Here is a 12,663-nt window from a genome sequence, read left to right on the forward strand (position 1 = left end):
AGACCTAAGTTAACATAAGTATTGTAAGGAGACGTCATTGTCAAATCGTTATAAAACACCCTTTTAATGACTTGATTGAAATCATTTGCTTTCTTCTTGATAGCAAAAATCACCGTGGGATCAGCCTGGAGTGGCATTCCTTGTCTCAAGCGATTAAGATAAACTTGCGCAATTCTAGGTCTTTCATCTTTTTTAACAGATTCTTTGTGCACAATTGAAGCTAAAATTGTTGCCTCAATTGGCGTTAAACCTTGTTTTGCCGCTTTGTCAGTTCGTTCCTTGCTCCAGAAATTACGATATTCCTTAATCATTTTATCACGGAATTTATCTGCAGATGTATTCCAATAAAGTTGGTATGTATTAGGAATAAACATCACCAAAACATTCTCATCCGTAAAACCGTTTTCTTTCAGGAAAATAGAATCTTTGAAAGAAGTTAGTAAAGACAAACTATCCGCTTCAATCTGTGAGCCAACTCGACCTGCAAAATTTTCTAATCGCTCTTGATTATTGAAAGCTAAATTCACTGGAATATTCATTCGCAAGGCTTTTACCAATTCATAACTGTTCATTCCTTTGGTAAATAAAAAACGCCCTGACTTTACATTTTCGGGATAACTTCTTTTGTTGGCGACCAATTCAAAATGCTCCATATTTTCAATATAGGGTGACACTATTTTTTTTACCGCCTCATAATCAGTTCCTGTTGGCACATAAACAAAGATTTCGTTTTCTGAAAATTTGGTATTTTTAGAAAAAATTTGTCGTGACAATATAAATCCGTAAATCATTAATACAGATATTAAAACGATTGATCCTATTGTTAAAATTTTCTTTAAGTTCAAAGCTAAAATTTTTAAAGTTGATTAATTGACTGTCCGCTAGCGGACAAAATTTGTTTTTTTTTACCGCAGATTTCACAGATTTGCACAGATTTTATAAATTCATTAAATATTGTTTTATTATTAATCTGCGAATCTGCTATTAAATATTTTTAAATACTAATTGAAAAATAGCTTCATCTTTATAAACTCCGTTTACCAGATTCCAGTCTTTTTTTGCACCTATCTTTTGAAATCCAAATTTAGTAAAAAGAGCTATACTAGCTTCATTTTCTGTGCCAATATTTGCATATAATTGATGTAAATTAAGGTAATAAAAAGAATACTCAATCAAGAGTTCCAGAGCTTCGGAGCCAATATTCTGTTTTCTATTTTCTGTTCCTTGAATTACGATTCCTATTCCTGCTCTATTATTCTTGGGGTCAAAGTCAAATAAATCAATTAATCCAATGGCTGGAAAATCTTGATCTTGACAAATCGCCAATCGTAATTGTTTGGCTTCATAAATATCCTGATGTGCATTTTCAAGATATTGTTTCACCAAAAACCGACTATACGGAGTTTGCGTATTGCTCACTTCCCAAATACTTTGGTCGTTTTCCATTGCATAAACAAACTCCAAATCATTGGGTTCGAGTGCTCGGAGGTAAATATTTTCGCCTTTTAAAGTTATCATTTTTTAGAATTACGAATTTGTGAACAATTTATTAAAAATAGCAACAAGCAAAATTATTATCACGACAGGCATAATAACAAAACCTTTCATTGAACGATACTGCTCATAATAATTCTTTTTTGAAAATTCACCCTTTTTTAATTGAGAATAAAAAAGAAAACAGCAAATAAATAATAACAAAACTAAAATTGATAAATCTGGAGCTTTCATAATTTAATTATTTTAATAACCAATTTTCTTTCTTGGTTCTAAGTTTTCTTTTTTATCAATCAACTCATCGAGATAGTTAAAAACCAGTTCAATGTTTTGAGTATGATTGGAAAGTTTCTTTTTAATTTCTTCAATTTCTAACTTCATACTTAACGTATCGGTGAGCATTTCTCTAATTTTGGTAAAGACACGTATAATTTGTATGTTGACTTTAATAGCTGTTGGACTATTAAGTACACTCGACAACATTGCAACCCCTTGTTCTGTAAAAGCCATAGGCATATATCTTGATCCTCCCCAACTTGAGGTGCCAAATTGGCTCCTCAAGTTGTCGAATTCTTGTTGACTAAGTTCAAACATAAAATCATCTGGAAATCTTTCCAAATTTCTACGAACCTGTCTTTTTAATTGTTTAGTTTCTACAGCATAAAGTTCCGACAAATCTCTATCCAGCATCACTTTTTGCTTTCTTATCAAGTAAATTTTACTGCTAATAATATCGTCTGGAATTAGAATCTCTTTACTCATATTTATTATTTCGTTTTTGAATAATTAAATCTCAATCTCGCCTTTAAACACAAACTCCGCCGGTCCTTTCAAGAAAACATTGGTAAATTGATTGTTTTTTTTGTCAAAAGAAACTTCCAGTTTCCCGCCTTCGACATTCAAATGGATGGATGTAGCATTAGTTTTTCCGGTTACATTCATCGCAATCGCAGCTGCAGTTGCACCAGTTCCGCAGGAAAGTGTTTCGTCTTCAACACCTCGTTCATAGGTTCGAAGAGAAAAAGTATCATCGTCAATTTGTTTTACAAAATTGATATTACTTCCTACTTTTCCATACAATTCGCCGTAACGAATGGCCGCTCCGTTTTCTTTTATATTGTAATTTTCCAAGTCTTCAACCATTTGCACGTGATGTGGAGAACCAGTGTTAAGGAATGTATATTCTGGAGTAGTTTTTACATTGGAAACATCAATCATTTGAAGGGAAACTTGACCCTTTTCGGCAATTGTGGCGTGGTGTAAACCATCAGTTGCTATAAAAGTACAGCTGTTTTTGATAACGTTCAGCTTTTTGGCGAAAGCCACTAAACAACGACCGCCATTACCACACATTGAACTTTGGTTTCCATCGGAATTATAATAGACCATTTTGAAATCAGTTTCAGAATCATTTTCCAATAAAATCAGTCCGTCACCACCAATCCCAAAGCGTCTGTTGCACAAATGCGCAATAAGTTGAATATTTTCTTTTGGAAAAAACTCAGATCGATTGTCAATCATTACAAAATCGTTTCCTGTTCCTTGGTATTTATAAAATTCTATTTGCATTTTAATTGAATTGTGTTGCACAAAAGTACAAATATTAATGATACGTTAAAGATTGTTAAACGAGCGTTAAACTGTTTTTTTGAAATAGTATAATTAATAATTTTACGTTGTAATTTCTTAAATAAGTATATCATTATGAAACGATTTTCAAACCTATTTCTAGTATCATTATTAAGCGGAGTCACAACACTTAGTGCTTATAAGTTGTTATTTGAAAATAACAACTATTTTTCTAACAACAAAAACGCTGTGGTCACTTTAGCTTCCAATTCGTATGGAAAACAAGTGGGACTATCGGCAGAAAATGTCGATTTTACTGAAGCTGCCGAAAAAACAATCCACACAGTGGTTCACGTAAAAAATGTTTCGAGAACTACCATTTCAAATCCAATTTTGGAATATTTTTATGGTTACAAAGGAGATCAACAACAGGAACAAATAGGCACAGGCTCTGGTGTTATCATTTCGGAAGATGGCTATATCGTGACCAATAATCACGTGGTAAAAGACGCAACCGAAATTGAAATCACACTGAATAACAAAAAATCATACAAAGCAAAACTCATAGGAACGGATTCGAAAATGGACGTTGCTTTGTTGAAAATTGATGCCGATGAAAAATTACCTTATACAGCATTTGCTAATTCTGATTCGGTGAAAGTTGGTCAATGGGCATTGGCAGTTGGAAATCCCTACAACTTGACATCGACAGTAACTGCAGGAATTATTTCGGCGAAAGCCAGAAATCTTGACACCAGCGGAATACAATCTTTCATACAAACTGATGCAGCTGTGAATCCAGGAAATTCTGGTGGTGCATTAGTAAATACCCGTGGCGAATTAATAGGAATCAACACTATGATTTCTTCTCCTACAGGCAGTTATACTGGATATTCTTTTGCCATTCCTTCGAATATTGCTCGTAAAATAATTGAGGATTTAATGGAATTTGGAAACGTGCAAAGAGGAGTTCTGGGAGTTGAAGGTGGCGAGTTGAATGCATTGGCTTCAAAAGAATTAGGTGTTTCAGAAACAGAAGGATTTTATATTAAAAAAGTTTCTAAAAAATCAGGTGCTGAAAAAGCCGGTCTCGAAAAAGGAGATATTATAGTAAAACTTGACGACCAAAACGTTGCCACATTTGCTGACCTCTCGGGATATATTAATACCAAAAGGCCAAATGATAAAGTAGAAGTTACTTTTATCAGAGATGGAAAAAATAAAGTTCTACCAGTAGTTCTGAGCAAAAACGAATTTTTCAGCACTGAATTCAAAGGTATGGAATTGGAGAATATTGATGCAGCAAGCAAAAACAGATTTCATCTGGATTATGGCGTAAAAATAAAATCTATAACCAATGAAAACTTGAAGCAATATCAAGATGAACTAATAGGAAATATTATCCTGAGTATTGATAATGTAAAAGTAAAAGATTTAGAAACAGTATCTAAAATCTTAAATAATAAAGAGGAAGAACAAAGCATTCGAATAGAAATGATTAACAAAAAAGGACAGATTATTCAAATAATAATTTAAAATTACTACTCACAAATTCGCAAATTAAATGCATTAATCCGTTTCAATAAAATGATACGGATTTTTTATGTCTTCTAAATCGGTAAAACAGTAGTACTTTTCACTTCCGAAATAATAAAAAAACTGCTAATTAAAGATACTCCAGGCAAAACGGATAATTTCTTTTGGTGAAAATGGTGGTAGCTTTCCATATCTGGCAGGACGATTTTAAGCATATAGTCAAAACTTCCAGAAATAAAATTACATTCGACCACCTCAGGCATATCCAAAATCGATTCATTGAATCCTTCTGAAACTTCAAAGGTTTGTTTAACGAGTGTCACTTGGCAATAAACCATAATATTTTTGCCTAATTTTTTCTTATTTAAAATCGACACATATTTTTCGATAATGCCTTCTTTTTCCAAACGTTTTACACGGTCATGAACTGGTGTCAGCGAAAGGTTTATTTTATTGGCAATATCCTTCAATGTCATACGCGCATCAACCTGAAGAAGACGCAAGATTTTTTTGTCAGTTTCGTCTAAAGTCATAGTTCAAAAGGATTAAATGAGTAATTTTTTAAAATTAAAAATCAGATATTTTTTCGTTTTAGAATTAAAAAACAGATTCGTTTTAGAAAAATTTTATGTAAAAATACCAAATAAAATAAATATTTCCTTAGTTTACTATCATATAACATAATAATTTCTTTCTGTAGTACATTTGCGTATCAATTTTCCTCTAACCATTAAACTTACTATTATGATAATTGGAGTTCCAAAAGAAATCAAAAACAACGAAAATCGTGTAGCACTTACACCAGCTGGTGTAGCTGAATTCAAGAAACACGGACATATCGTATATGTACAAAAAAGTGCTGGAGAAAACAGTGGTTTTAGTGACAAAGCTTATGCAGAAGCAGGAGCAGAAATTTTACCCACCATTGAAGCAGTATATGAAATTGCCGAAATGATTATTAAGGTAAAAGAACCTATCGCTTCAGAATATCCGATTATCAAAAAAGATCAATTATTATTTACTTATTTCCACTTTGCTTCTGGAGAGGAATTGACTCACGCTATGATTGAACGTGAAGCAATTTGTTTGGCGTATGAAACTGTTGAAAAATCAGATAGAAGTTTGCCTTTATTAGTTCCAATGTCGGAAGTAGCTGGTCGTATGGCTATTCAAGAAGGTGCAAAATATTTAGAGAAACCCTCTAAAGGAAAAGGAATTCTTTTAGGAGGTGTTCCGGGAGTTCCTCCAGCAAAAGTAGTCGTTTTAGGTGGTGGAATCGTAGGAACCCAAGCCGCAAAAATGGCAGCTGGTTTTGGTGCCCAAGTAACAATTATGGATGTTAGTTTGCCAAGATTGCGTTATTTATCAGACGTTATGCCCGCAAATGTAACTACTCTTATGTCTAACCATTATAATGTTCGTGAAGCAATTGCACAAGCTGATTTGGTTATTGGAGCTGTTTTAATTCCTGGTGCAAAAGCGCCGCACTTAATCACTCGTGATATGTTGAAATTAATGAGTCCAGGAACTGTTGTTGTTGATGTAGCAGTTGACCAAGGTGGCTGTATCGAAACTTGTACTCCTACTACTCACGAAAATCCTACTTTCATTATTGATGACATTGTACATTATTGCGTGGCTAATATGCCAGGAGCAGTTCCTTATACTTCTACACTTGCATTGACGAATGCTACTTTGCCTTATGCTTTGCAATTAGCCAATAAAGGATGGAAAAAAGCGTGTAATGAAAATGAAGAATTGAAAAAAGGACTAAATATCGCCAATGGAAAAATTCTTTATAAAGGAGTTGCCGATGCTTGGGGATTGCCGCTTAATGAAGTAGAAACCGTTTTATAAATATCAATTAGAATACAAAAACAAAAAATGCAACTTGAGAGTTGCATTTTTTGTTTGAATCAGAAAGCTGAATCCTATTTTTTAAATTAAAACCATTTTAGATTTTGTGTTTTAACAATTGAAGCAAATAATTACCATAACCTGATTTTACTAATGGTTCAGCTATAACTCGCAACTGTTCGCTATTTATAAAACCTTGTCGCCAAGCAATTTCTTCAATACACCCTATTTTTAGTCCTTGACGTTCTTCTATTACTTGAACAAATTGTCCCGCTTGCATTAGACTATTAAAAGTTCCTGTATCTAACCAAGCTGTTCCTCTATTTAAAATGCCCACTTTTAAAGTCCCTTTTTCGAGGTAAGCTTTATTTACATCTGTAATTTCATATTCACCTCTAGCACTTGGCTTGATATTCTTAGCAATTTCAACAACTGAATTATCGTAGAAGTACAATCCTGGAACTGCATAATTAGATTTGGGTTCCAATGGTTTTTCTTCGATGGAAAGAGCTTTCAAATTATCGTCAAATTCTACCACACCATAACGCTCTGGATCCGAAACGTGATACGCAAAAACTACTCCTCCTTGAGGTTCAGTATTTGACTGTAATAACTCATCCATATTAGCTCCAAAAAAAATATTATCTCCCAAAACCAAGGCAACACTGTCAGCACCGATGAATTCTTCTCCAATCACAAAAGCTTGTGCCAAACCATTAGGAACTGCCTGCTCAGCATAACTAAATTGGCAACCGATAGCGTTACCATCTCCCAACAACTTTTTAAAATTGGGTAAATCATGAGGAGTAGAAATGATTAATATTTCATTTATTCCAGCCATCATCAAGGTAGCCAATGGATAATAAATCATAGGTTTATCATATACTGGCATCATTTGTTTGCTCATCGCCAATGTTAATGGATGTAAGCGAGTACCGGATCCGCCGGCTAAAATTATTCCTTTCATATACAATTGTAGATTTTAGATTTTTAGATTACATAAGAAATTACAATCGCTTCATCATAATTCGAAGGCTTGCTTTATAATCGACAGCTTCTATCCCGTAAACTGCTTTTATTTTTGATTTATCCAATAAGGAAAAGGCGGGTCTTTCAGCAGGAGTTGGATAACTCGAAGCAGGAATTCCTTTTAAATCACAGGACTTTTGGGCAATTTCTTTAATATCTGATGCAAAATCAAACCAGCTAATTTCACCCTCATTCGAATAATGATAAATTCCAGGCTCCCATTTATTACTATCCAAAATTGTCAAAATTACTTGTGCCAAATCAGCAGCATAAGTTGGCGATCCAATTTGGTCGTTTACTACGCTCAACGATTCTCTCTCGGTCATTAATCGCAACATTGTTTTTACAAAATTATTTCCAAACTCGGAGTAAACCCAAGCGGTTCTAATAATAATACTTTCTGGACAATTATGTAAACAAGCATTTTCGCCAGCTAATTTTGTAACTCCATATATGCTTTTGGGATTAGGCAAATCTTCTTCTTTATAAGCAACTGGGGATGTTCCATCAAAAACATAATCGGTAGAAATATGCACTAATTTTGCTCCTGAATTATGACATAATGTAGCCAAAGTGGCAATCGCCAAATGGTTAATTGCATCTGCAACTATCTGATCATCTTCTGCTTTATCGACCGCAGTGTATGCAGCACAATTGATAACAATATCAGGTTGGATAAGATTAAAATTGGTAATTATTTCCTGGCTTTTATCTAAAGGAAAATCAGCAATATCTGTAAATATAAAATTGAAATTGGGATAATTAGAGGCCAATTGTTTGATTTCTGAACCTAATTGTCCGTTAGCTCCGGTTACTAGTATTTTTTTCATATTATTCAAATGACCAATTAATTTCATTAAAACTAGGCAATATCAAATCTTTTTCGGAAACGATGACTTCATCTGGATGTATTTGCCAATCAATGGACAAAGTTGAATCATCATATCGAATTCCTCTTTCACTTTCTTTATGATATACCTGATCCACTTTATACATAACAGATGCTGTTTCGCTCAAAACCGAAAAACCGTGAGCAAAGCCGTGGGGTATCATCAATTGTTTTTTGTTTGCAGCACTCAAAATCACGCTCATATGTTGCCCATAAGTAGGCGAATTTTTGCGCAAATCAACCGCCACGTCCAGAATTTCCCCTTCTAAAACACGAACCAACTTGGCTTGTGCAAAAGGGTTGATTTGCATATGCAATCCTCGTATTACTCCTCGCTTGGAGAAAGACTGATTGTCTTGAATAAATTGATGGTCAATTCCGTTTTCATTAAATTTTGCTTTATTATAAGCTTCAAAAAAGAATCCGCGTGAGTCTTCATAAATAATTGGAGTAATGATTACCAAATCCTTTATGGCTGTTTTTTCTATGTTCATTGTATTTTAAATAATGGTGGTAAACCCCCTTAAATTATATTATTTAATCTTTTTTTAATATTTTAAAAACCGATTTTTGAGTTCTTGATTAGATCGACAACAGAAAACATAATAATTATGTTAACCGTTGGGTGTAATTCAAATTATTATTTTTGGCTGTAGTCCTATTAAGTATATGCTTTTTTTAAGCCACCGATTACGCATATTTTTTTTATAAATCGAAAGCTAAAATCCGTTTAATCTTTTAATTCTATCTAACTCTTTTTTTAATCTGTGTAAATCTGTGAAATCCGTGGCAAAAAAAAACAGTTAGCTACTCTTTGTCAAAGTCCAACCACTTTCTTCAAATCTGTGGCAAAATAATTCAAAAAAAAAAAAACATCTCTTTTTTTAGACCACAGCCTTATTTTTTTTAAACGCATAGTTTTTATTAATTGAATCAAGACGTTTCACTTAATTATAGTTAATCATAGACTTTGCTCCCCGAGCGGTTATGTTGTTTTTTTGAATGCCATTTTCCGAACAACAACCGTTCGAACCACCAAATAAAACAGAGTTAAAACCAATAAAAGTTCTAATACTACAAATAACGACAAACTTCCTTTTCCATCCAAATAGATAACAAGAACATTAATCAACAACTGGAATATAGCATAAATAACAGCGACTACAATATGGGAATAACCCCATTCATTAGCCAAATATTGATATAAATGAGACCGATGCGCTTCGAATATATTTTCTCGTTTTCTGATTCTGTTAAGAATTGTGACAATAGCATCAATTCCGTAAATAGAAAAGAAAAGGATATAGCCGATTTGTCCTGAATCTATAATGGTTTTTATCATCAAATAACCCAAAAACACAGCCATACTGATGCTTCCCACATCCCCTGCAAATGTCTTTGCTTTAGTTCGTACATTAAAAAAACCGAATACCAAACAAGACAATCCTATAGTTATCAATAAGGGCAAACTGGATTCGTTTACTGGTAAAATGGAAAAACTGCCAATGGCAACCAAGGCATACAATACCGTTATTCCATTAATACCATCCATAAAATTGAAGGCATTCATCCATCCTATCAATAAAACCAAAACAATTGGTAATACCCAAAGTGATTCCAAAAAAAGATTTAAGTCATAAGCTATCAATAGAAAAGCAAAAATATGGGAAGTAAAACGGGGCAACTGTGGTAGTGGTTTTATATCATCAATAAAACTGACTGTAGCTACTAATAGAACTGCTAAAGTCGCAGCCCAAGTTGAATAACCCAACACAAAAGCTATTAGCATTGTAATAGGGAAAATAATTCCACCACCTCTTAAAGTAATACTGGAATGGGACGAACGATGATTGGGTTTATCTATGATGTTGTAGTGGTCTGCTATTTTGAAATAGAGAAGTTCTACACAAAAAAGACTAAGCGTGATAAATAGGTATGGCATTATGGTTGGAATGATTTATTGTTCTTATGCTATTTCAGCAATATCGATTTATAGGGAATAAATTTTAAATTCTCAGGGGGCATCTCATAATCTAGACTGATTGCTCTAAAATAGGGAAATAGATAAAAACAGCACATAACGATTAGTAACCAAAATTGTTTATTTTCTAATGTAGCAAATATAATTTCAGCCACAAGAATAATCTCAAAAATTCTAAAATAAATATACAGTCTAGTTAAGTCGGTAGATTCAGAAAATAAATTGAGAAAAAGAATGGAACATACATAAAGTAACATGAAATGTTTTTGATTTGGATACCTAAATCCATTTTTATCATAATAATTAATAACTAAAAAACCCATTGCATTCATTACTACTAATTTCAACAAAGGAACTGTTTTAGCCAATTTACTAGAAACGTAATACATATAATGGGAGTTTTTCAAAAGCAAACTGAGCCAATGAATAACACCTATTTGCCCAAAAAGAAAGGTGAGTGCCATCAAAATATACAAGTTGTGACTTTTTATAACATCCCCCCACTTAAAAACAAATAAAAAAACTATAAAAGGAAAAACACAACTGTAATGAATGGAGATACCAACAAACATCAATAAAAAGTAAATAAGATATTTTCTTTCTAATAAATAACTAAAAGCATAAAAAGCAATAGTAACAGATAAAAATTGTCTGATAAAGGTGAACGAATATAAAAACAAAACAGGAATTAAAAAATACAATACCATAGGGAGGCTACTTTTTTTAGTATACTTCCTGATTCCTAAATAAGCAAAGAGATAAGTAAAAAAAGAAAAAAAGAAAATGACAATCGAGATTCAAATACCGAAAGATTCGCATAATAGCTAAAAAACCAAATTCTAGGCCATTATTTCTAGTCCCTCCAAGATACCAATTGGTATAGGAACGATAATCCCAGCCTATTCTATCCCGAAAGCCTCCAATTAGAATCATAATACTCAAAAGAGTGAGACTAACGGCTTTTTCGGTAGTTGGATATTTAGTCAGCCCTTAAAAAGACCTATTTTTAATTTCCCCAAAAATTAGAATATTATTTTTAAGCAAGAAGTTGAACAAATTATTGATCCAAAAAATAATTTGTTCTTTGATTTGATTAAATCGGAGTTTCAAATTGTATCCGATTCCAGCCAAAAGAGCATTATGAACATCTCCAGCCACGCCTTTGAGAAAGTTTAATCCTAAAGCGTGGTTTCTTTTTAAATGTGATATTGTGGGTTCAATTGCAGCTCTGGCTCTAAATCTTTTTCTGGCAACTTCCTGTTGGTATCTTGAACTTTCTTTTCTGTTTTTTGGTATCAGTATTTGTGTTCCCTCAACTTCTGTTTTTCCTCTAAAACCCCTGTCCGTCCCAGCAATTTTGGGTCTTGTTCCTCCAATACATTTTCGTACTCGCTCACTTTGCGCTAATGATTCTTCCAAAGTTTTACTATCGTGTGGGTTGCCTGAAAATCTTTTTATAGAAGTAACAACTCCTGTTTGTCTTCCTCTTACAACACACACTTTTGTGCCAAATTCATACGCCTTGTGTGCTTTTCCCTTGGCAATACAAGCTGTTTGTGGTTCATGCAAACTGTAAATTTTTTCTTTGCTGTTTCGCTCTTGTGTGAGCGCTTTTTTGTAATTACTAAATTCAGTTTCGTATTGTTTTTGAAGATGCTCTGGCAATTTTCTTTCTAATTCACGAACTACTCTGTGTCCAATAGTTCGCAACTTTTTCCGAGCCATTGTAGCTTTCTTTTTTCGTTTTGGATGGTGACCAAAATAGGCATCCCGAAGATGCTGTTTGGCTACTCTTTTGTAAGTTTGCCTTTGTTTAATTCCTTCAAATTCAGCAATTTTAGCACAATTGTCAATTACTTTTTTAGCCAGTTTGGCATCCGTTGGAAAAGTGATGTTTTTCTCCTGAACCGTGGTGTCAATCTGAACTTCTTTTTCCTTTTTTGCCTTGGGGTGTAAAGCCACGCTTTGGCTCAATAAAAATTCTAAACCTTCTTCTTTCAACCGTTTTCTAAAATGAACAAACTCACTCGGGTCAAAGGGTTGTTTGGTTTGAAAGAATTCTTCTCCTGTAAAATATTGCCAATAAGTATTCTCAATCCATCGTTCAACAACCGATTCATCGCTCTCTTTGAACATCTCTTTCAAAAGCAATAATCCTGCAATTTTTCTAATAGGAATTGAGGGCCTGCCTTGCGCTGAATATAAATTTTGGAACTCAAACTCCATTTTATCCCAAGCAACCTCATCTGCTAATTTTACCAAAGGATGCCCAAGGTTTATAAGGTCTGTTAGCCTTGTTTTGAACAAA

General features: G+C 33.4%; 13 protein-coding genes and 1 pseudogene. 2 read left to right on the forward strand and 12 right to left on the reverse strand.

Translation table 11 applies throughout. The features are described from left to right. The 5 genes from mltG to dapF all read right to left on the reverse strand — a co-directional run. A partial coding sequence (mltG, locus tag PHC28_RS08665) for an endolytic transglycosylase MltG (protein WP_300098793.1) occupies window positions 1-845 on the reverse strand: 845 nt, incomplete at its 3' end. A gap of 139 nt (window positions 846-984) precedes the next feature. After that, a complete protein-coding gene (locus PHC28_RS08670) occupies window positions 985-1,518 on the reverse strand; it encodes a GNAT family protein (RefSeq protein ID WP_300098795.1) in 534 nt (177 codons plus the stop codon). 9 nt (window positions 1,519-1,527) lie between these two features. Beyond that, window positions 1,528-1,728, reverse strand: coding sequence for a hypothetical protein (locus PHC28_RS08675; protein ID WP_300098798.1), 201 nt, complete (start codon window positions 1,726-1,728; stop codon window positions 1,528-1,530). A gap of 12 nt (window positions 1,729-1,740) precedes the next feature. Next, the gene (locus tag PHC28_RS08680) at window positions 1,741-2,256 is read right to left on the reverse strand and encodes an ORF6N domain-containing protein (RefSeq protein ID WP_300098801.1); all 516 of its coding nucleotides are present in this window, start codon (window positions 2,254-2,256) and stop codon (window positions 1,741-1,743) included. A gap of 24 nt (window positions 2,257-2,280) precedes the next feature. Then, window positions 2,281-3,063: a diaminopimelate epimerase gene (gene dapF, locus PHC28_RS08685; RefSeq protein ID WP_300098803.1), complete on the reverse strand. Its 783-nt coding sequence runs from the start codon at window positions 3,061-3,063 to the stop codon at window positions 2,281-2,283. 135 nt (window positions 3,064-3,198) lie between these two features. On the opposite strand from dapF, the gene PHC28_RS08690 reads away from it, so the two are divergent. Beyond that, the gene (locus PHC28_RS08690) at window positions 3,199-4,599 is read left to right on the forward strand and encodes a trypsin-like peptidase domain-containing protein (protein ID WP_300098805.1); all 1,401 of its coding nucleotides are present in this window, start codon (window positions 3,199-3,201) and stop codon (window positions 4,597-4,599) included. A gap of 74 nt (window positions 4,600-4,673) precedes the next feature. Here PHC28_RS08690 and PHC28_RS08695 read toward each other — a convergent pair whose 3' ends face one another. Beyond that, on the reverse strand, window positions 4,674-5,132 hold the full coding sequence (locus PHC28_RS08695; RefSeq protein WP_300098808.1) for an Lrp/AsnC family transcriptional regulator: 459 nt from the start codon (window positions 5,130-5,132) through the stop codon (window positions 4,674-4,676). 211 nt (window positions 5,133-5,343) lie between these two features. Here PHC28_RS08695 and ald point away from each other — a divergent pair, with 211 nt between their 5' ends. Beyond that, complete coding sequence (gene ald / locus PHC28_RS08700; protein WP_300098812.1) at window positions 5,344-6,456, forward strand: alanine dehydrogenase; 1,113 nt, start codon at window positions 5,344-5,346, stop codon at window positions 6,454-6,456. A 97-nt stretch (window positions 6,457-6,553) separates the two neighbouring features. On the opposite strand, the gene rfbA is transcribed toward ald, so the two are convergent. The 6 genes and pseudogenes from rfbA to PHC28_RS08725 all read right to left on the reverse strand — a co-directional run. Further along, a complete protein-coding gene (gene rfbA, locus PHC28_RS08705; protein WP_300098815.1) occupies window positions 6,554-7,423 on the reverse strand; it encodes a glucose-1-phosphate thymidylyltransferase RfbA in 870 nt (289 codons plus the stop codon). A gap of 40 nt (window positions 7,424-7,463) precedes the next feature. After that, window positions 7,464-8,315: a dTDP-4-dehydrorhamnose reductase gene (gene rfbD / locus PHC28_RS08710; protein WP_300098818.1), complete on the reverse strand. Its 852-nt coding sequence runs from the start codon at window positions 8,313-8,315 to the stop codon at window positions 7,464-7,466. Window position 8,316: 1 nt separating this feature from the next. Continuing rightward, window positions 8,317-8,868, reverse strand: coding sequence for a dTDP-4-dehydrorhamnose 3,5-epimerase (gene rfbC / locus PHC28_RS08715; RefSeq protein ID WP_300098821.1), 552 nt, complete (start codon window positions 8,866-8,868; stop codon window positions 8,317-8,319). A 491-nt stretch (window positions 8,869-9,359) separates the two neighbouring features. Further along, window positions 9,360-10,316 (reverse strand): glycosyltransferase family 4 protein, encoded by a 957-nt coding sequence (locus PHC28_RS08720; protein WP_300098824.1) that lies wholly within the window; start codon window positions 10,314-10,316, stop codon window positions 9,360-9,362. A gap of 29 nt (window positions 10,317-10,345) precedes the next feature. Then, window positions 10,346-11,297 (reverse strand): annotated as a pseudogene (locus tag PHC28_RS18350) (EpsG family protein). A 48-nt stretch (window positions 11,298-11,345) separates the two neighbouring features. After that, the coding region (locus tag PHC28_RS08725) for an IS5 family transposase (RefSeq protein WP_300098827.1) at window positions 11,346-12,663 on the reverse strand (1,318 nt) is incomplete at its 5' end.

The sequence above is a fragment of the Flavobacterium sp. genome, from assembly GCF_028712645.1.
Classification (GTDB): Bacteria; Bacteroidota; Bacteroidia; order Flavobacteriales; family Flavobacteriaceae; genus Flavobacterium.